Raw genomic sequence first — 18,452 nt, 5'->3', positions numbered from 1 at the left:
TGCGTTAGCTGCCACTCCCTGCATACCGTGCTATTGAACCACCAGGTTCACGATGCGCTCGGGCACGAAGATCTCCTTGACCAGTTTACCCTTGTCCAGGTATTTGGCAACGTTTTCAACGGATTTTGCCTCCGCTAGTACATATTCCTTGTCTTTTGCCTTGTCACGGGGCACGTAAATTTCCCCACGCACTTTCCCATTTACCTGTATGGGATACATCTGGGTATCAGAAACCAAATATTCTTCATTGAGCTCAGGCCAGTCGGCATAAGCAATACTCTCCTCATTCCCGAGCTTCTGCCACAACTCTTCGGCAATATGCGGGGCAAATGGTGAAAGCAGTTTCATAAAACTTTGCAGCACGGACTTTGGATGGTTATCCCATTTGTATGCTTCGTTAATGAAAATCATCATAGCCGATATTGCTGTATTAAACGAAAGGTCGTCCACGTCCCCGGTCACTTTCTGTATGCATTCGTGCAGTACTTTCAATTGTTCGCCTGAGGGGTCCGTTTCAATCACCGTATCGTTGAGCTCACCGGTATCTTCGTCGATCATCAGGCGCCAGACGCGGTTCAAAAAGCGAAACACACCGTCCACATCTTTAGTACTCCACGGCTTAACCTGTTCCAGCGGACCCATAAACATCTCATAGAGTCGCATCGAATCAGCGCCATACTGCTCCACGATATCGTCGGGATTAACCACATTGCCGCGTGATTTTGACATTTTGTGAGCCTTGGCGTCCACCATGCAGTCAGTGCCGGCAACAACAAAATGGTCGCCCTTTTTTTCTACCCGCTCATCCTGGAGCTTTATCCGTTCTGTGCCACTTACCCCTTCGGCCAGGTCTGCTGAAATCCATTCACCGTCTTTTTTGTAGCCGGTAAACTCCATTTCACCCAGAATCATCCCCTGGTGTACCAGCCGTTGAAACGGTTCTTTTGTTGATACCACGCCGCAATCGTATAAGACCTTGTGCCAGAAACGGGCGTACAGAAGGTGCAGAACACTATGCTCAGCTCCTCCCACATACATATCCACTGGCATCCAGTACTTTTCTTCATCAAAATCCACAGGACCGCCTTCAAAATCAGGACTGCAATAGCGTAGGTAGTACCAGCAGGAACCAGCCCACTGTGGCATGGTATTCGTCTCGCGGACAGCCGGCTTCCCTGTCTCTGGATCTGTGGTCTTGACCCATTTTTCGGCCCGTGCCAGTGGTGGATCCCCATCCTCTGTAGGCTCAAAATCTTCAACTTCCGGCAGTGTCACCGGCAGATGCTCCTCATCCAGCGGCTTGGGCTCCCCGTCAACATGAATAATGGGAAAAGGCTCACCCCAGTAGCGCTGTCGGGAAAACAGCCAGTCACGCAGCTTGTAATTAACAGCTTTTTTACCGGCTCCGTGCTCCTCCAGCCATGCGATAATTTCAGTTTTAGCCTCATCAACTCCCAGACCATTGAGAAAATCACTGTTAATCGCCTTTCCCTCGCCCGTATAGGCCTTGCCGACAAAATCTTCGGGAGGCTCAACAGTCCGTATGATTGGAAGATCAAACTTTTCCGCAAATTCCCAGTCGCGCTCATCCTGCCCGGGTACCGCCATGATAGCTCCGGTCCCGTAGGTGGCCAGCACATAATCAGCCACCCAGACCGGTATCTTTTCCCCGCTTGCGGGGTTGACGGCATAGGCACCGGTAAAAACGCCGGTCTTCTCTTTGCTGAGCTCTGTACGCTCAAGATCAGACTTTTGAGCCGCCTGCTGTTTATATTCCTCTACAGCCTCCCGCTGGTCGTCGCTTGTAATGCGGTTTACCAAATCATGCTCGGGGGCGAGTACCATATACGTGGCCCCGAAAATGGTATCGGGACGCGTGGTAAAAACTTTGATATGCTCCGATGCATTGGCAGCCGCGACCGCAAAATCAATTTCAGCTCCAATGGATTTGCCAATCCAGTTACGCTGCATTTCTTTGGTAGACTGCGGCCAGTCGAGCTCATCCAGACCTTCCAGCAGCCGATCGGCATATTCCGTAATCTTCAATACCCACTGGCGCATCGGCTTCTTGATAACCGGGTAGCCCCCAACCTCACTTTTGCCGTCGATAACTTCTTCATTGGCCAGTACCGTACCCAGTTCGGGACACCAGTTGACCGGCACATCGTCCTCATAGGCAAGTCCTTTTTCATAAAGCTTAAGAAAAATCCACTGTGTCCACTTGTAATAATCAGGGTCCGTTGTATTTACTTCCCGGTCCCAGTCGTAACTGAAACCAAGGGACTGCAGTTGCTCTCGAAACCGATTGATATTTTTTTCTGTCGTATCCCTCGGGTGCGTACCGGTCTTCACAGCATATTGCTCGGCAGGCAGGCCAAAGGCATCCCACCCAATGGGATGAAGCACGTTGAATCCATTCATCCGTTTATATCTTGCCAAGATATCAGTAGCCGTATATCCCTCGGGGTGTCCGACATGAAGTCCCGACCCGCTGGGATAGGGAAACATATCGAGCACATAGTATTTGGGCTTGTCATGGCTTTCTGGTGTCTTGAAAGTTTTGTTGGACTGCCAGTACTGCTGCCATTTCGATTCAATTTTATCGGGATTATACGAGCTCATTAAATTATTGATTAAAATTTTGTTATAATTCGTTGCTTCACGACGGATACTGCGGTGTAAGAAACAATAGGCACCCCCCTCTGTAGATGGAGGCATGCTACTTAGCAAGTTGCCAAAGATAAGGAAAATTTAGGGCGGTTTGAAGCAGTGATTCCAAGAAGCCCGGATTCACGCATCAGCCACCGTCGCTTCCCTGCCTGACAATCTAAAGCTGCAAGAAAACTGGAAAGGGGAATTTTGCACACAACACTTCATGACAACCAATCAAAAGAGACCCAGGGCCATGTGGAACATCGATCGACTTACCTCAAGCAGTTACCACATAAAGTTTCGCATCTATGATGAGGAATCCGTCATCACGAACCAATATTTCCTGGAACTTCTGTTCAAGTCATCCAACTTTCGAAGATTTTATAATACCTTTCTGGCCGATTCCCCCTTTGAAGCTTTCCTGTGGGAAAACAGGCCCATGACCCTGCATAACCTGGATCGGCCCTACGAGTGCAACCTTGTTAACAGTAAGCCACTGGCCGAACGAAAGGCCGACCATCTGACGTTCAGCTCCTATTTCGATCATAAAAAGGCGGTTGTAACTTTTCCCAACCTGGGCGGCGACGCCCTGCTCATCGTCCCCTGTCCCCTAAAAAAATTCTCCGTATACCCGCACATCGGTGCTTTCATTCGTAAGGCAGACAATCATCAAATTGATGCCTTCTGGCAAAAAACCGCGAAACAGATGCTGGATCGCATTGCTCCCACCCCTCGATGGCTGAGTACCTCAGGACTGGGCGTAAGCTGGACCCATGCCCGCATTGATTCCCGTCCAAAATATTATCAAAGCCGGGAATATAAAATGATTAGTCGTTAGCAGTCATTCTGAGGCCAGTCATATATGAACCTTCTTTCCGATTAAAATAATCCTTCCCCATATTAAAAACTCTGCTTTTACAGCCGTATATTAAATTGGTATGTTAATATCCTATACGGCATTAGACAATCCAGTCACATAACCAGAGGACATTATGAGCAGTGGACATGTAGAAGCGGGAGAAGTCATCAATTTGAATACTCTCAAAGACGGCATGCCGGGAAAGACAACTTTCGCACTGGTGAAGACCGATGATATGGAGGTAATCCGGATGGTATTGCCCAGAGGCAGAGACATCATGGAACACAGTGTGGAGGGCGAGCTGTCAGTACAGTGCTTGAAGGGGCACGTTATTTTTCAGGTGGAGGACGAAGCGAGAACGCTGGCAGAAAATGACTGGCTTTATTTGGACCATAATCAGCCTCATTCCATTCATGCCAGAGAAGACAGCATCCTGCTGGTTACTATCCTGTTCAAAGATAACAGCCGTTAATTTTTAATTCTGAATTACAGCAACTGTATATGCTTACATTGGGAACCCATCAAATACTCGGCGTAGACCGTATTACTGAACACGGTTACGTGCTTAAAGAAGACCGGGGAGAAGAAGTATTGCTTCCCGGCAAGCTTGCCGACAGAAAGCTGCAAAAAGGAGAAAATGTGCGGGTTTTTATATATAAGGATGGTGAAGAACGCATCACAGCCACCATGCAGGAACCCAAGGTAACCCTGCATCACCTGGCCTCTTTGACGGTCAAGGATCTCAACCGGCACGGGGCTTTCCTTGACTGGGGACTGGACAAGGATTTGTTTCTGCCCCACAGCGAACAAACGACCCGGCTGCAAGAGGGGCAGCCCTGCCTGGTCTATGTCTACCTCGACGAAGCGACAGACCGCTTGGCCGCCAGTATGAAAATCGATCGATTTTTGGATAATACGAACCTATCCGTCAAAGAGAAAGAACAGGTTGACCTCTGGATTCTGGATAAAACCGACCTGGGCTATAACGTTGCCATCAACGGGAAACACCGGGGGCTCATTTATCACAACGAGTTTTTTACTGACGTCTCCCCGGGCGACCGTACAACTGGCTATATCAAACAAATACGCCCGGATAACAAAATCGATGTCACACTGCGGCCCATTGGCTATGCCAAAGTGGAGGGACGGGCCGAGGCTATACTGGAACAGCTTCGCCGGTCGGATGGGTTTCTGGATCTTCATGACAAAAGTGATCCCGGGGAGATTAAGAAGCGGCTGAAAATGAGCAAAAAAACATTCAAAAAAGCGATCGGTTTACTCTACCGAAAGGATCTTATTGATATACGGGATAACGGTATTTACCTGACAGCTGCCATTGCCGAGTAACAGATTGCTGAACGGGTCCTTAGACGTTTAATGATCAAGGACTTGAGAGATGTCTGTTGAATCCTTTACGTCGGTATCCCCTTAAAAATGGATGGGATACCGCTGCCTCGATGCCGTATCTCATCCCCAAGCATTTCTGAACGTGACCATCTAGCAACGTATTACAGCTGTTCCTGACCGGCCAGTTCCTTGAGTAGCCTGATCTCTTCGGGCCAGCGTTTGGTGTTGGGAGTTTCCAGTATCATGGGTATATCATCCAGCCGATCATCCTGCATGAGACGTTTGAATCCCTCCAGTCCTATTTCCCCTTGGCCTATGCTCTCGTGCCGGTCGACTTGGCTGCCCAGTTCCTTTTTAGAGTCGTTGAGATGGATCCCCTTAAGGTATTGAAAGCCGACGATCTCTTCGAATTTGCTAAACATCTGTTGATATCCCTCCTGTGTTGAAAGATCATATCCCGCAGCATAAGCATGACAGCTGTCAATACAAACTCCAATACGACTCTTATCTTCCACTTTATCAATAATTGCGGCAAGATGCTCAAAACGAAATCCCGTATTGGTCCCCTGACCGGCCGTATTTTCTATAACCGCCGTCACTCCTTCCGTTTGATCAAGCGCCCAGTTAATGGAGTCCGCATTCCGTCTCAGACATTCATCCACGCTTATCTTGTTGAGATGACTCCCCGGATGAAAATTCAACAGCGTTATCCCCAGCTGCTCGCAGCGTTGCATCTCATCCAGAAAGGCGTTCCGTGACTTTTCCAGTTTGGCCTGCTCGGGATGCCCCAGGTTGATCAGATAACTGTCATGCGGCATCACATAATCCATGGAATAGCCATACTTTTCACAATTCGCTTTAAAGCCCTCAATATTTTCCGAGGTCAACGCCGGTCCCTCCCATCTGCGTTGATTTTTGGTAAAAAGGGCAAAAGCCGTTGCGCCGATATCATGGGCTCGTTCAGGGGCGTTTTCCACGCCGCCGGCCGCACTCACATGTGCTCCGATATATTTCATTGCGTTAGTCCGGGTATATTACGGTTTCCAATTTCTTGACGATGCAGAAAAAATAGGACAAACAGGACTGTCCTCAAAATCAGGATTATCACCAGCTACCGATAATCAAGCCCATCAGCGTAAAACCCACGCACCAGTATCCCCCGTTGATAAGAATATATTTCCACGACCTTCGTTCAAACAGGCCTGTGACAGCCAGAGCAAAAAATACCCATCCAAAGCCCGTCAGAAAACCGTAAAATGCCCCAAGCCCCCCTGTCATCTGTTCGGCAGCTTCCGATGACCCCGTAAGGAAGATCGCCAGGTTAACGGCCATGATCAGCTCAAAGATAAAAGCCAGTCCGAATATTTTTAGCATGTTAGCCTCTGCCAGTTCTGCCTCGGTCAGTCCGACTGTCTTCATCCATAGTTGTCCAAAAAGAGGCCCATACCACAGCCATCCCACAGCGAAGGTTGAAAGAGTAGCGGTAACGACCGCAAAAAAATTGATATTCGATAGGTCCATGATATTCCCTCCCTGTATTTTATAGTATTTGGTCTATATAATTAATTCTAAAAAATGATACAAAACAACATCATTTTATCTTTCACACAGGGTCGACCGCATCTGCAGGCACTCCGGAAGGTTATCCTTTAGAATAATCCCGGCCGGATGTTGGGGGAATAGCAATCTTATCCTTAACTTTTGTCCTATAAATACCGTCTTCATCCTTTAAATAAATGCAATCATAGAACCGCCAGTGAATATTCCTGATTACAGTCAGTCTCCCCCCATTGACCAGGTCGGAGTGGAGGAGCGAGTCGCACGGCTCAACAGTCGAAGCATTAAAAAGGAGTCCAAAATCAAGGCGTTGGAAATGGCCCTGAGCATGGTAGATCTGACAACCCTCGAAGGTATGGATACTGCTGGAAAAGTTATCCAGCTCTGCCAGAAGGCCAAAAGACCCCACCCTTACCAACCCGACCTTCCCACCGTCGCTGCGGTATGCGTATATCCCAGGCTGGTGAGTGTCGCAGAAAAAGCGCTTCGTGGCACCAGCATTCATGTAGCCAGTGTTGCAACGGCTTTTCCCAGCGGCATGGCGCCATTGGAAGTAAAACTGGAAGAAACCCGGCAGGCTATTGAAGACGGAGCCGACGAGGTCGACATGGTCATTTCCCGCGGCGAATTCCTCGAGGGTAATTATAACTATGTGTTTGATGAGATAGCAGCGGTCAAGGAAATTGTCGGTAAAGCTCACCTCAAAGTCATATTGGAAACAGGTGAGCTTCAGACCTACGGGAATATCCGCAAAGCAAGTGACCTGGCCATGCATGCGGGTGCTGACTTTATCAAGACCTCAACCGGCAAGGTAAAACCTGCAGCAACACAGCCTGTAACACTTGTTATGCTCGAAGCTATCCGTGATTATTATTACCGTACAGGACATATGGTAGGCATGAAGCCTGCCGGAGGTATCCGCAAGGCAAAACAGGCCATTCAATACCTGGTGCTGGTCAACGAAACCCTCGGCGGCAACTGGCTGCATCCCGACTACTTTCGATTCGGGGCCAGTTCTCTCACCAACGACCTGCTCTTGCAGATTGTTAAGCAGAAAACAGGTGTATACCAGAGCCTCGATTACTTCAGTAATGATTAAGATACCGCTCAGCTACGGATAACACGGTTTTTTAGATCCAACCAATTCAGTTATTATGTCAGAAAAAGAACCTACCGGCACAGAAGCCGCAACGCCCAATAAAGCCGGGAATTCCGTCCCCGGACTTGATTTCAACGGACCCTGGAAATATGATGCGGCTCCCCAGAGCAGCGATCAGATTGATCTCAGGGAGCAATATGACCTTTTTATCGAAGGGCATTTTCAGAAGCCGGAGAAAGGCCGGTACCTTCCTTCGGTAAATCCCGCTACCGAGGAGACATTGTCGTCGGTTGCAGAGGCTACCCAGCAGGATGTAGACAAGGCCGTGGCAGCTGCCCGCAAAGCCTATAATAAAACGTGGTCGGAGATGAAAGCCGCCGATCGGGGCAAGTATATCTTTCGGCTGGCACGACTAATTCAAGAACGGGCGCGGGAGTTTGCCATAATTGAAACAATGGACGGAGGCAAACCCATCCGGGAGGCACGCGATGTGGATATCCCGCTGGCTGCGGCCCAATTTTTCTATTATGCCGGCTGGGCCGACAAACTGGATTATGCCTTTCCCGGCAGGAAAGCAAGACCACTCGGTGTGGCCGGACAAATTATCCCGTGGAATTTCCCGCTGCTTATGCTGGCATGGAAAGTGGCCCCGGCTCTGGCAACCGGAAATACGGTGGTCTTAAAACCTGCTGAAACTACTTCGCTGACGGCTCTTAAATTTGCCGAGTTATGCCAGGATGCCGGGTTGCCCGAGGGCGTCGTCAATATCGTCACCGGTACCGGACAAACGGGTTCATTGATCGTCAACCACAACGATATTGACAAGATTGCATTTACCGGTTCAACAGAGGTCGGAAAAATAATTATGGAATCACTGGCCGGAACCGATAAAAAGTACACCCTGGAACTGGGCGGCAAAGGTCCCAATATGATATTTGATGACGCTCCCGTCGACCAGGCGGTTGAGGGAATCATCAATGCCATTTTCTTTAATCAGGGGCATGTTTGTTGTGCCGGCTCCCGCCTGCTGGTACAGGAAGGTATTGCCGACCGCGTATTACAGAAACTGCGCGACCGGATGGAAACGCTCATTGTGGGTGATCCACTTGACAAGAATACAGATATCGGCGCTATCAATTCCGAGCAGCAATACAACAAGATCAGCGAGTATCTTGAATTGGGGGTCGAGGAAGGTGCAGAAATGTACCAGAGCTCGTGCACTCTTCCCGAAAAGGGCTACTTCTGCCGCCCTACCCTCTTTAGCAATGTCAGCCAGTCCAACCGTATTGTGCGGGAGGAAATATTTGGTCCGGTATTAACGATCCAGACCTTTCGAACACCAGAAGAAGGTATAGAGAAAGCCAACAATACGCCCTATGGACTGGCCGGCGGGGTCTGGACCGACAAGGGATCCAAAATTTTCAAGGTGGGAAGCAAAATTCGCAGCGGGGTAGTCTGGGCAAACACCTATAACCATTTTGACCCCACTTCTCCCTTTGGCGGCTACAAGGAAAGCGGCCAGGGCCGCGAGGGGGGATTACACGGACTCTATCCCTATGTAGAGCTTGTACCGGGCTAATATCCATCACCTTTCAGTTAAATTGACGATGTATTAACCCAATTTATTCATGTCATGCCAGATCGAGTTAACGTATTGAAAACATACAAGACCTATATAGATGGAGCATTCCCGCGAACCGAGTCAGGTCGCCATTACAAAGTATATGACCGGGAGGGAAATATTCTTGCCAATGCCTGCCAGTGTTCGCGCAAGGATGTTCGCAGGGCTGTAGTGGCAGCCCGCGGCTCCTTCCCGGGATGGAGCGACCGAACCGCCTACAACCGCGGACAAATTCTCTATCGCATTGCCGAGATGCTTGAAACACGGAAAGGCCAGTTCACAGAAGAACTTGAACGCACTGGGTACAAAGCCAAAAGGGCTGTTGCCGAGGTAGAATCATCCATTGACCGTCTTATTTATTATGCAGGTTGGTCAGACAAATACCAGCAGGTATTCGGCAGTATTAACCCTGTGGCAAGCTCTCATTTCAATTTTTCTCTTCCAGAGCCTACCGGGGTCGTCACTATTTGGGCTCCGGAAGAACAACCCCTGCTCGGATTGGTTTCTGTGATCGCTCCGGTGATCACAGGAGGAAATAGCTGTGTAGTACTTGCCTCCGAAACATATCCCCTCAGTGCCATCAGCTTTGCGGAAGTCCTGAATTCTTCTGATGTTCCGGCTGGAGTTGTCAATATACTGACCGGTTCCCGCACAGAACTGCTCGATCCCATGACCTCGCATATGGATGTTAACGCCTTTTTTTATACCAATCCTGACATCGAGGTCCAGCAGCAGAAACAAATTGACGAAAACGGTGCTTTAAATGTGAAACGAATTATTCGCAAACCCATGGAGGATTGGCAGGATAAAGAAGCAAAATCTCCCTATTTTATTACCGATTTTCAGGAAATTAAAACAACGTGGCATCCAGTTGGATTCTAAAATTATGACCAAACTCCCTCTGTATTTAACAATCTCACTGTTATCTTTCGCCTTTATTTTCAGTGCCTGTTCCACTTCCCGCCAGGCAGCCGACGGCGGACCTTCCGACGCCGAAATGGCCGACGAAGGCATGACGGAAGAAGAAGCCAGAGCTCTACAACAGCTGCTCGATGAAAATCGAAGTGCCCTTGCCGATCTTCAGCAGTCGGACGAAGTGGAGATTCCATCCGTATTTACCCAGGAAGCCTCCACAGGGTCTGCAGTAAGCAGAAATCCGTATCAGGGATATCGTATCCAGCTCGTTTCAACAAGGGATGTTCAGCAGGCCGATACCATCTCAAGTCAGTTTCAGGAATGGATAGAAGCTGAAGCCCTGGCGTATAACCCCAAAGCATACGTTTTTTTCAAACAGCCCTACTACAAGGTGCATATCGGCGATTTTCACAGTAAAGAGAAGGCTGCTGCATTCACCCAGCTAATCAAGCAAAAATACCCTGACGCCTGGGTGGTGCCCGATCGCATTATTCCCGCCAATGTTCCGGATGAGGATGTCACCTTTACAACCGGTCAGGACACTACTGGTACAGGAGACAATTCATTCAACTGAACCATTTCAGCAATCTGGTATCATATTGTACGCTCCATGAAATGGTCCCATCAAGCAGTTATCCTCACTGGGAGATATCGCAGGCTGGCTGCTACCAATGGACCCAGAGGGCCAGTGACTCACACATTAAAGCGGAAAAGCATGACGTCGCCATCCTGAACAATATAATCCTTGCCTTCCTGGCGCATTTCGCCGGCATCCTTCACCGCTTTTTCTGACCCCAGCTCTTTGTATTTTTCATAGCTTACCGTTTCGGCCCGGATGAACCCGCGTTCAAAATCGCTGTGGATGACTCCTGCAGCTTCAGGCGCTTTAGAACCCCTGCGAACGGTCCAGGCCCTTGTCTCCTTGGGACCGACAGTGAAATAGGTAATAAGCCCCAGTTCTTTGTAGGCAGCTCGTATCAGCCGCTCCAGGCCGGCACTTTCCACCCCCAGTTCCTCCAGGAACATCTGCTTCTCCTCTTCATCAAGCTCGGCTATTTCCTCCTCGATTTTTGCACAGAAAGTCACAACCTCGTCATTAAACCGGTCTGCAATCTCCCGGACCTCATCCACCCATTTGTTGCCTTCATCCAGGTCATCCTCCGAGACGTTGCAGGCATACAGCACCGGTTTATCCGAAAGCAGGAAAAGCTCGCGATACGCCTTTCGCTTTTCATCATCAGCATCAAAGGTACGGGCGGCATTGCCATTTTCAAGATGTTCCTTCAGCTGCTGAACAATTTCCAGTTTCTGAATCGTCTGTTTATCGCCACTCTTGGCTTCCTTCTTGAGGCTCTCGAGACGTTTTTCAACCGATTCTAAATCCTTCAGTATCAATTCATCTTCAATGATATGTACATCTCTTGTAGGATTGACATCACCTTCCACATGAATAACATTGGAATCATCAAAACAGCGAACCACATGCACAATAAGATCCACTTCCCGGATGTGAGAGAGGAAGGCATTCCCTTTCCCCTTGCCCTCGGAAGCTCCTTTAACCAGTCCTGCAATGTCAACAAACTCCACGCTGGTCGGCAGCTTCTCCTTTGATCCAACGATCTCATACAGGGTATCCAAGCGTTCATCAGGAACCGGCACAACGCCCACATTGGGATCGATAGTACAGAACGGGAAATTCGCAGCATCTGCACCGGCGTCACTTAACGCATTAAAAAGAGTGGATTTACCTACATTCGGCAATCCGACAATTCCACATCGTAAACTCATGTATAAATATTTAGTTAGCCTATCTGTTCAATTAGATCAATCCATATACGGATGTTCCACAAATTCTTCTTCCGGCAACTTAACGGCCGTCAGCCTGCGGTAGCCCCGCCGGTCATAAACACAACCCGTATCAATGCCAATCATCTTGGCCTGCCGGATCGGTTGAGGCCGGGGTGTGTGTCCAAATACAATCGTTTTTTCCCAGGGCTTCTCAAAAGCATTCAGGTGCGAACGGACCCACAGAAAAGCCTGCATTTCCTCTTTACTGCTAAGTGATTCCTCAATAGTTTTGTTGGGAGAAACCCCCGCGTGAACAAAAAAATATTCTTTAGTGTCGTAGTACAATTTGGTAGCCTCATAAAATTGCCTGTGGCTCTCAGGCATGTCAAATTGCAGGCCGTCACCGTTATAGGAACGGATGGTTGTTTTTCCACCGTTCATCAGCCAAAGCTGGCGGTCACCGCCATTAAGTGCATCCAGCATCATCTGTTCATGATTGCCTCTCAGGAATACACAATCCACCTTCTTCCGGAAATCAAGCAAAAAATCCACCACACCCCGGGAATCCGGTCCCCGATCGATATAGTCTCCCACAAAAACGAAGGTCCGGTCATAAAAAGGCTGCAGCTTTTCGATAAGCGCTTTCATTGTCGCGGCACAGCCATGGATATCTCCAATCGCAATATATTTTTGCTCGCTCAAATTCTTCACAAAGACTCTTCTAATTTAGAGAGAGGTTTCAATCAGCCCCCTGCCCTTTTTCTGGATGCGGTTATCCTTTTTAAGCTGTTCCAGGGCGGAGTCCAGGATGCCGTTCACAAAATTGCCTGACTTCTTTGTAGAGAATTTCTTGGCAATTTCAATAGCTTCATTAATTGTTACCTTGGTAGGTATCTGTTCAAAAAACAGAAACTCTGCAATAGCCAGACGCAGGATCAGGCGGTCTACAGCATTTAACCGGTCAATGCTCCAGTTGTTGATATGCGATTGAATAACTTCGTCCAGGGTCTCCTGATTGTTAACAACCTTGAGAAACAATCGCTCACCAAATTTGAAAGTATCGGGATCGGTGAGCTTGGGTTTTATAACTGACTTTATAATTTCGGTCCATTTTCCTTTGCCTATTTCATTGGCATATAAGGCTTGCAGTACTGCTTTGCGGGCTTCTCTTCGCTGGGCCATAATTCTTTTTAAACGAATATTTTTTCGAATCCTAAAAATACAAAACCTGCTCTACAGCCGAAAGAAAAAAGAGCAGAAAACGCGCGATACCCTCTTGGACAAAATAGTTCTGGTCATCACTTGCTATCTAATATGAAAGATCACTATATTGGGCGCTCACGGGTAATTAGCTCAGTTGGTTTAGAGCACCAGCTCGACAAGCTGGGGGTCGCAGGTTCGAATCCTGCATTACCCACACCCCAAAGGCCTTTACTAACCAGTAAAGGCCTTTTTTTATAGTAAATTATTCCAAATTTTGAGTTCCATTGGTTTCACTGGAACTGTTTATGCACATCTGCTCAACAAGACCAAGTAGCAATGGAACCTCTCCCGGGAGGAGAATATCACCTCCCTATACCGGGCTATGACAGTCGGTATCCCACAGTAACTGTATGCCGGACCCTGCCAATATTTCTTTTAAAAAAATCTCTTCCCGGAGAACTAATGCAAGGACTGACCGCTCATTGAAGTGATCAGGATATTTGATGCAATTTAAAAAATAGCAGAAAGTGGCTTCACCGGGGAAGGCTCCCCAGTCTAAGGTATTGCTATCGATATATTGGCCAGCATCTTATCTCGGGATCAGACAATGCTTTCCTTGGTCCGGCAGACTCTTACTTTTCCAGTATTTCAGCTATCAGTTGCAAGGCAATGGATTCTTCATCATGAAACTGGAACTGAACAAAAAACAGAAATTCCGCTCGTACAGTACCATTTACACGTAAAAAAAGACTGTGTCCCGTTACCCTAAGAGCTTTCTAATTCCCAGTCCAAAATATCATCATTAATTTCAATGGATAGAATCTCCAATAAATCAGCCATGCCCAATTTATGGGTATCATAAAAGCTGCTACTCACCAAGACTTTAGGGTAAACCCCATTGTCATTGTAATAAATACTTATTGCTTCGATCAGATCCGGCATTGTTCGTCCAACGTTCTCATATAATTTAAAAAGAGAGGTTCAATACATGCATTATACGCAAGAAATACTGATAAGTTCCCTTTACACCGCTATAATTTATTACTCATGACATATCCGAAGAAAAGGGAAGCAAGTTCACAACCTGCAAGCCGTTATGCCTCCCCCCGCCATTTAATATCGTAGGGCCAACTGTGCGCTTATTTCTGTTTGGTATGACGATCATCGGTAATGATTTCCCACTTATCCACGCTGTCATCAAAGACTACCTTGGTAACCTGCATAATCCTTAGAAGCTGTCGCTGGTGCTCTTCAAAGAAATTCCTGGTTATCCTTATTTCTGGATACTTCCAGTATTTTTTTTCATACGTACGAATAGCTTCCAATAATTCGTTCATTATAACATATACTAATATTCAGCAGTAAAATAGTTGGCAGACTGCAGTGTAGTGGATTTACCTACAATATAAAAGATAGTTCCATTATGCATTCGTAGTGTATCATAATATTTATTACATGCAAATATTAATTTAGACTACAAATAAAGCAAAGGACATATTTTTAATAGGATCTCCCCAGGAACGCAATGGATCATCGTTTAGAAGAATATTATGCAACAAAAAAATACCGCGGTTTCTACAAGGTCAGAGAATACCGGTATGCATGGATCGGATCTATTCATATCGTCTTTTCGGATGGTGAGAAAGAAGTTTTTGCTGCAGGATTATTTAGAGAAGGAGCATTGGAAAGGATTTTTAACAAAATAGACAAGCTTCATGCAAACAGCAGAAAAAAGATCGGGAGGTAATTTACGTTGACCTTGTACTAAACTTTGCGTACCAGGATCATATTATAGAGGTTTTGTCCGCAATATCTGATTTATTTTTTCATCTGTTTCCAGCTGCAGCTATTCGTTATGCAATACCCCTGCTGTTGAGATATGACACTGTCAGATCAAACACTTCTTCTACATCACTGGTGTAAACGCGCTCGCCACGCTGATGGTATGGGTGAATTGCCGGCTCGAGAGCAATAGATACAATATCCTGTGATGTCCTTTTATTAAATTCATATCCATAGTGGAGATAATCATTGGTGTTGTTATGGAGCCGAATGCCCCCATTCAGTTTCAGCATGGCATTGATGACCTCTTCTGTGGCTTTTATGAGTATATCTGAGGCATCCAGATTATTTAATTCCCAGTGCCTCGCATAGAGTGCGATACCCGGCTCTCCCTTAAAAATCGGAGTGGTATCCAGCGTGATCACCAGATCGGGCAGCCAGGAAACGTTCAGGCACCGGTTTACAATGCGCCGTGCCCCCATCCCGTGTTCACAGCCCTTTCCCCCGTCTTTAAGAAGTTCCGGCTGCTCCCTGAGCCCCTTGCTTTCCTCCATCTCAGAAAAGAAAAACAGTAAATCAGGCCAATCATGATTTGCAGCTTCCTCTGCGATCCGCAGCAGAAGTCCTACTCCCACGCTGTCGTCCATTGCACCCTCGATGTATTCTTCGGTAATCGTAACCGGAAGTGAGTCGGGGAAGTCAGAACCATAATGATTGATTTTATCTAGATGGGCCGCCAATGCGATGGTAGGTCGCTCCGGGCGATGCCCAACACGAAACATCAAACTGTTGCCCGCAACACCCTTTTCCTCTCTGCTTTGCTGAATCTTTTCAAAGACACTGCGAACATAGGGGTGGAGCCGCTCTTCATACGAACTGAAGGAGGGGCACTGGGCTATCTCCTCAATATGGTGTAAAAGCCGGTTGTTCTCCATCTATGATTTAGAACTGAATGCAATATTGAAGGTGCCGTCGCTTTCGGCAAAAATGTTCAGTTTGTCCATAATAGCATCCGTGTTGAGGGGGCCGTAAATATGGGGGAACTTTTCTCCGGTCTCTTCATCGACCTCATATTTAATATCGGAGCAGAGCGTAGAGACATCAATAACCAGCAGCAAAACCTCTTGACGGCCAGCGAAGTGATGATTCGCCGTACGTTCGATCTGTGATCCCTTTGAACAATGGATAAATCCTTTCGAAGTAAGAGATTCCGGATAATACTTATTATTCCTTTTTTGATTGTTGAACTCTTCTTTTGTCGTAATATGAAAAACTAGATCGTCGTACATGATATTATAGAATATTATACAGTTTTGATAAAATCACAGGCAATATGAACAAGGGCATCTCCCTTGTATACGACCGGTGCATTATTCAATCCAATGATACGTCCTTCTTTGTGGCTTTGTACCTCGGCCCACAAATCTCCGTAGGGATCACTAATATATCCCAGCAGCTGGCCTTCCTCTACATGGTCGCCAAGCTCAGCTTCATGTCGAAACAGTCCGCCATATTCGGCACGTATCCAGGGAGATGCTTCATAAATTTCTGTTTGTTGTGGATCGGTTGTAGCCGGGATCATCTCCAGGTATTCCATGAGACGCAGGGTACCGTCTATGCCCTCTTGAATGGCCAACTCGTCAAACCGAAGGGCCTCGCCGCCTTCATAGACCAAGACAGGGGTCCCGTTGTCCTGAGCCGCTTTACGAAAGGTATTATCGAGTACGGAAGAATTAACGATAACCGGCGGTGAAAAGGCTTTCGCAATATCACGGTTCCTCTTGAGGCTCCAGTCGCACCGGATCTGGGGATAGTTGGCCCGTGCTTCCCCTCCCGTATGGAAGTCGATTCCCAAGTCGACGTGGGGAAGGATCTGGTTCATAAGGGTATGAGCCATGAGGCTGGCCAGGGATCCCGTTTGACTACCTGGAAAGCTTCGGTTAATATCCTTGCCGTCGGGCAGGCCGCGAATATTCTGGATAAATCCATAGGTATTTACCAGCGGCATGGCGATAACCGTTCCTTTCCGGGGCATCAACATCTGATTGTGGATCATTCGGCGCAGGATCTCAATCCCGTTGATTTCATCGCCGTGCAGTCCTCCTGTCAGCAGCAGTACCGGTCCATCCTCTTCGGCTCTGTATAGGTGGATGGGGAGATCTATATTCGTATGTGTCGGGAGTCGGGCGATATTGAGTTCGATAGCTTGTTGTTCGCCCCGGCCAATACGATAGCCATTAATTTCTATAATGTCAGACATCTGGGTAGGTATTTTTGAGGCCCTATGCTTGGACATTGCGTTTTATATATGCGATGATTTCACCGGCAATATCTTTGCCTGTCGCGGTCTCAATGCCTTGAAGTCCCGGTGAGGAATTGACCTCCAGCGCCAGTGGCCCCCGTTTTGATTGAAGCAAATCCACACCTGCCACAGAAACCCGCATCGCTTCTGCTGCAATCAGTGCAGTTTCCCGTTCCCGGGGGCTCAGTTCAATGAGTGCTCCCGAACCACCGCGGTGCAGGTTCGAACGAAATTCTCCTTCCTTGCCTTTTCGTTTCATGGCCCCTACAACTTTTCCATCCACCACAAAAGCCCGGATATCCTCACCCCTGGCCTCTTCAATATATTCCTGTACAATCACGCGGGCTTTCATACTGTGAAAAGCCTGGATGATGGATTCAGCGGCCTGATAAGTGGGCGCAAGGATAACGCCCACCCCCTGGGTGCCCTCGAGCAGCTTGACGATGAGCGGGGGACCCCCGACCAGTTCAATAATTTTTCCCACTTCTGTAGAATCGTTTGTAAACACCGTCTTGGGCATACCCACTCCTGAACGAGCGAGGATCTGCAGGCTTCTCAGCTTGTCGCGCGAACGAACCAGCGCCTGCGATTCAACCGTTGAGAAAACCTTCATCATCTCAAACTGACGCACTACAGCAGATCCGTAAAAAGTGACTGAAGCCCCGATTCGGGGAATTACAGCGTCCACCCCCTCAACCTTGGTGCCCCGATACAGGATACAGGGATTATCCTCTTCGCTGATAATATCACATTTCAAATGATCGAGAACTGTTGCCGTATGTCCATCATCTTCAATAGCTTCAACCAATCGGGATGTCGAATAAAGGGTCCTGTTACGCGATAAAACAACAATATGCATGCAGTTTAAATCTACTCCTTGATCATTTTTGTTAAATATTTTTTGGACGGATCGACAAGAAAGTGACCATTAATTAGTTTTCGTCCAATCAATACGGGATAGCGCATTTCCGATCGATTGGCCAGTGACAATTCCACTTCAAGTTCTTTACCAAAAATCCGTATCAACGTTTTGATGATAAAGCGTGTTTCTGTGGTCCCGTTTGAACTTTTGATGGTTTTTGTGTTGTAAACCGGAAGTCTGAAAAGTTTGTCATTATAGGTCTCATGCGAAGGATCCAGCAAATTAAAACGGACATGGGGCCTGCCATTCTTATCAAAGGATTCAATATGATGGCAATGAAGACTTGAGGTATAGGCCCCCGTATCAATCTTAGCATCGATATCAAACAGTTCCCATTCCGGAAAATCAACGGATTCAAGCCGTCCTATGACATCCAAACCTCTGTCTTTTCTACTCATAGCTATT

At 47.5% G+C, this 18,452-nt stretch carries 21 protein-coding genes and 1 tRNA gene; 9 read left to right on the top strand and 13 right to left on the bottom strand.

What is annotated here, in order from left to right:
- Positions 1–30 precede the first annotated feature (30 nt).
- Positions 31–2,622, bottom strand: a complete 2,592-nt coding sequence (gene leuS / locus FN808_RS17385) for a leucine--tRNA ligase (RefSeq protein ID WP_142715890.1) — start codon at positions 2,620–2,622, stop codon at positions 31–33.
- 283 nt (positions 2,623–2,905) lie between these two features.
- Here leuS and FN808_RS17380 point away from each other — a divergent pair, with 283 nt between their 5' ends.
- From FN808_RS17380 to FN808_RS17370, 3 genes are all read left to right on the top strand, one after another.
- Positions 2,906–3,490 (top strand): DUF6940 family protein, encoded by a 585-nt coding sequence (locus tag FN808_RS17380; protein ID WP_142715889.1) that lies wholly within the window; start codon positions 2,906–2,908, stop codon positions 3,488–3,490.
- A 154-nt stretch (positions 3,491–3,644) separates the two neighbouring features.
- On the top strand, positions 3,645–3,983 hold the full coding sequence (locus FN808_RS17375) for a cupin domain-containing protein (RefSeq protein WP_142715888.1): 339 nt from the start codon (positions 3,645–3,647) through the stop codon (positions 3,981–3,983).
- Between the two features lie 29 nt (positions 3,984–4,012).
- Positions 4,013–4,858 carry a CvfB family protein gene (locus FN808_RS17370; RefSeq protein WP_142715887.1) on the top strand — a complete coding sequence of 282 codons (846 nt, stop codon included), beginning with the start codon at positions 4,013–4,015 and terminating at the stop codon, positions 4,856–4,858.
- Positions 4,859–5,019: 161 nt separating this feature from the next.
- Here FN808_RS17370 and nfo read toward each other — a convergent pair whose 3' ends face one another.
- Positions 5,020–5,874, bottom strand: coding sequence for a deoxyribonuclease IV (gene nfo, locus FN808_RS17365; protein ID WP_142715886.1), 855 nt, complete (start codon positions 5,872–5,874; stop codon positions 5,020–5,022).
- Positions 5,875–5,962: 88 nt separating this feature from the next.
- A complete protein-coding gene (locus tag FN808_RS17360; RefSeq protein WP_142715885.1) occupies positions 5,963–6,379 on the bottom strand; it encodes a DUF1761 domain-containing protein in 417 nt (138 codons plus the stop codon).
- 235 nt (positions 6,380–6,614) lie between these two features.
- Between FN808_RS17360 and deoC the strand changes: the two genes are divergently transcribed.
- Genes deoC through FN808_RS17340 form a run of 4 tightly spaced genes read left to right on the top strand, consistent with a single transcriptional unit; the run spans position 6,615 to position 10,624 of the window.
- The gene (deoC, locus tag FN808_RS17355) at positions 6,615–7,514 is read left to right on the top strand and encodes a deoxyribose-phosphate aldolase (RefSeq protein WP_221930107.1); all 900 of its coding nucleotides are present in this window, start codon (positions 6,615–6,617) and stop codon (positions 7,512–7,514) included.
- Between the two features lie 55 nt (positions 7,515–7,569).
- Positions 7,570–9,093: an aldehyde dehydrogenase family protein gene (locus FN808_RS17350; RefSeq protein WP_142715884.1), complete on the top strand. Its 1,524-nt coding sequence runs from the start codon at positions 7,570–7,572 to the stop codon at positions 9,091–9,093.
- A gap of 54 nt (positions 9,094–9,147) precedes the next feature.
- On the top strand, positions 9,148–10,017 hold the full coding sequence (locus tag FN808_RS17345) for an aldehyde dehydrogenase family protein (protein ID WP_142715883.1): 870 nt from the start codon (positions 9,148–9,150) through the stop codon (positions 10,015–10,017).
- A 4-nt stretch (positions 10,018–10,021) separates the two neighbouring features.
- A complete protein-coding gene (locus FN808_RS17340; protein ID WP_142715882.1) occupies positions 10,022–10,624 on the top strand; it encodes an SPOR domain-containing protein in 603 nt (200 codons plus the stop codon).
- 119 nt (positions 10,625–10,743) lie between these two features.
- Here FN808_RS17340 and ychF read toward each other — a convergent pair whose 3' ends face one another.
- The 3 genes from ychF to nusB are packed head-to-tail and all read right to left on the bottom strand — an operon-like array spanning position 10,744 to position 13,020.
- The gene (ychF, locus tag FN808_RS17335) at positions 10,744–11,838 is read right to left on the bottom strand and encodes a redox-regulated ATPase YchF (protein WP_142715881.1); all 1,095 of its coding nucleotides are present in this window, start codon (positions 11,836–11,838) and stop codon (positions 10,744–10,746) included.
- A gap of 36 nt (positions 11,839–11,874) precedes the next feature.
- Positions 11,875–12,549, bottom strand: coding sequence for a metallophosphoesterase family protein (locus tag FN808_RS17330; RefSeq protein WP_221930106.1), 675 nt, complete (start codon positions 12,547–12,549; stop codon positions 11,875–11,877).
- Between the two features lie 15 nt (positions 12,550–12,564).
- Positions 12,565–13,020, bottom strand: coding sequence for a transcription antitermination factor NusB (gene nusB / locus FN808_RS17325; protein ID WP_142715880.1), 456 nt, complete (start codon positions 13,018–13,020; stop codon positions 12,565–12,567).
- A gap of 160 nt (positions 13,021–13,180) precedes the next feature.
- Between nusB and FN808_RS17320 the strand changes: the two genes are divergently transcribed.
- Positions 13,181–13,255: transfer RNA gene (locus FN808_RS17320), tRNA-Val, on the top strand.
- A gap of 551 nt (positions 13,256–13,806) precedes the next feature.
- Here the strand turns inward: FN808_RS17320 and FN808_RS19035 are convergent.
- Both FN808_RS19035 and FN808_RS17315 read right to left on the bottom strand, forming a co-directional pair.
- Positions 13,807–13,983: a hypothetical protein gene (locus FN808_RS19035; RefSeq protein ID WP_185958480.1), complete on the bottom strand. Its 177-nt coding sequence runs from the start codon at positions 13,981–13,983 to the stop codon at positions 13,807–13,809.
- A gap of 197 nt (positions 13,984–14,180) precedes the next feature.
- On the bottom strand, positions 14,181–14,378 hold the full coding sequence (locus tag FN808_RS17315) for a hypothetical protein (protein WP_142715879.1): 198 nt from the start codon (positions 14,376–14,378) through the stop codon (positions 14,181–14,183).
- A 188-nt stretch (positions 14,379–14,566) separates the two neighbouring features.
- On the opposite strand from FN808_RS17315, the gene FN808_RS17310 reads away from it, so the two are divergent.
- Positions 14,567–14,788 carry a hypothetical protein gene (locus FN808_RS17310; RefSeq protein WP_142715878.1) on the top strand — a complete coding sequence of 74 codons (222 nt, stop codon included), beginning with the start codon at positions 14,567–14,569 and terminating at the stop codon, positions 14,786–14,788.
- Positions 14,789–14,894: 106 nt separating this feature from the next.
- On the opposite strand, the gene FN808_RS17305 is transcribed toward FN808_RS17310, so the two are convergent.
- Genes FN808_RS17305 through FN808_RS17285 form a run of 5 tightly spaced genes read right to left on the bottom strand, consistent with a single transcriptional unit; the run spans position 14,895 to position 18,445 of the window.
- A complete protein-coding gene (locus tag FN808_RS17305) occupies positions 14,895–15,758 on the bottom strand; it encodes a M28 family peptidase (RefSeq protein ID WP_142715877.1) in 864 nt (287 codons plus the stop codon).
- Positions 15,759–16,112, bottom strand: a complete 354-nt coding sequence (locus tag FN808_RS17300; protein ID WP_142715876.1) for a DUF952 domain-containing protein — start codon at positions 16,110–16,112, stop codon at positions 15,759–15,761. It abuts the gene before it with no gap.
- Positions 16,113–16,126: 14 nt separating this feature from the next.
- Positions 16,127–17,083: a succinylglutamate desuccinylase/aspartoacylase family protein gene (locus tag FN808_RS17295; protein WP_142715875.1), complete on the bottom strand. Its 957-nt coding sequence runs from the start codon at positions 17,081–17,083 to the stop codon at positions 16,127–16,129.
- 22 nt (positions 17,084–17,105) lie between these two features.
- Positions 17,106–17,984 carry a 30S ribosomal protein S6--L-glutamate ligase gene (gene rimK / locus FN808_RS17290; protein WP_142715874.1) on the bottom strand — a complete coding sequence of 293 codons (879 nt, stop codon included), beginning with the start codon at positions 17,982–17,984 and terminating at the stop codon, positions 17,106–17,108.
- Between the two features lie 11 nt (positions 17,985–17,995).
- Positions 17,996–18,445, bottom strand: coding sequence for an ATP-dependent zinc protease family protein (locus FN808_RS17285; protein WP_142715873.1), 450 nt, complete (start codon positions 18,443–18,445; stop codon positions 17,996–17,998).
- Positions 18,446–18,452 lie beyond the last annotated feature (7 nt).

The organism is Fodinibius sediminis (assembly GCF_900182555.1).
GTDB lineage: Bacteria > Bacteroidota > Rhodothermia > Balneolales > Balneolaceae > Fodinibius > Fodinibius sediminis.
Note: the sequence above shows the minus strand (reverse complement) of the source record. Positions and strands in the feature narration are given on the sequence as shown.

What these genes read in the sequence shown, in the direction of transcription:
- leuS (WP_142715890.1), bottom strand. Translation starts at nt 2,622, where the DNA reads ATGAGCTCGTATAATCCCGATAAAATTGAATCGAAATGGCAGCAGTAC.
- FN808_RS17380 (WP_142715889.1), top strand. Translation starts at nt 2,906, where the DNA reads ATGTGGAACATCGATCGACTTACCTCAAGCAGTTACCACATAAAGTTT.
- FN808_RS17375 (WP_142715888.1), top strand. Translation starts at nt 3,645, where the DNA reads ATGAGCAGTGGACATGTAGAAGCGGGAGAAGTCATCAATTTGAATACT.
- FN808_RS17370 (WP_142715887.1), top strand. Translation starts at nt 4,013, where the DNA reads ATGCTTACATTGGGAACCCATCAAATACTCGGCGTAGACCGTATTACT.
- nfo (WP_142715886.1), bottom strand. Translation starts at nt 5,874, where the DNA reads ATGAAATATATCGGAGCACATGTGAGTGCGGCCGGCGGCGTGGAAAAC.
- FN808_RS17360 (WP_142715885.1), bottom strand. Translation starts at nt 6,379, where the DNA reads ATGGACCTATCGAATATCAATTTTTTTGCGGTCGTTACCGCTACTCTT.
- FN808_RS17350 (WP_142715884.1), top strand. Translation starts at nt 7,570, where the DNA reads ATGTCAGAAAAAGAACCTACCGGCACAGAAGCCGCAACGCCCAATAAA.
- FN808_RS17345 (WP_142715883.1), top strand. Translation starts at nt 9,148, where the DNA reads ATGCCAGATCGAGTTAACGTATTGAAAACATACAAGACCTATATAGAT.
- FN808_RS17340 (WP_142715882.1), top strand. Translation starts at nt 10,022, where the DNA reads ATGACCAAACTCCCTCTGTATTTAACAATCTCACTGTTATCTTTCGCC.
- ychF (WP_142715881.1), bottom strand. Translation starts at nt 11,838, where the DNA reads ATGAGTTTACGATGTGGAATTGTCGGATTGCCGAATGTAGGTAAATCC.
- nusB (WP_142715880.1), bottom strand. Translation starts at nt 13,020, where the DNA reads ATGGCCCAGCGAAGAGAAGCCCGCAAAGCAGTACTGCAAGCCTTATAT.
- FN808_RS19035 (WP_185958480.1), bottom strand. Translation starts at nt 13,983, where the DNA reads ATGCCGGATCTGATCGAAGCAATAAGTATTTATTACAATGACAATGGG.
- FN808_RS17315 (WP_142715879.1), bottom strand. Translation starts at nt 14,378, where the DNA reads ATGAACGAATTATTGGAAGCTATTCGTACGTATGAAAAAAAATACTGG.
- FN808_RS17310 (WP_142715878.1), top strand. Translation starts at nt 14,567, where the DNA reads ATGGATCATCGTTTAGAAGAATATTATGCAACAAAAAAATACCGCGGT.
- FN808_RS17305 (WP_142715877.1), bottom strand. Translation starts at nt 15,758, where the DNA reads ATGGAGAACAACCGGCTTTTACACCATATTGAGGAGATAGCCCAGTGC.
- FN808_RS17300 (WP_142715876.1), bottom strand. Translation starts at nt 16,112, where the DNA reads ATGTACGACGATCTAGTTTTTCATATTACGACAAAAGAAGAGTTCAAC.
- FN808_RS17295 (WP_142715875.1), bottom strand. Translation starts at nt 17,083, where the DNA reads ATGTCTGACATTATAGAAATTAATGGCTATCGTATTGGCCGGGGCGAA.
- rimK (WP_142715874.1), bottom strand. Translation starts at nt 17,984, where the DNA reads ATGCATATTGTTGTTTTATCGCGTAACAGGACCCTTTATTCGACATCC.
- FN808_RS17285 (WP_142715873.1), bottom strand. Translation starts at nt 18,445, where the DNA reads ATGAGTAGAAAAGACAGAGGTTTGGATGTCATAGGACGGCTTGAATCC.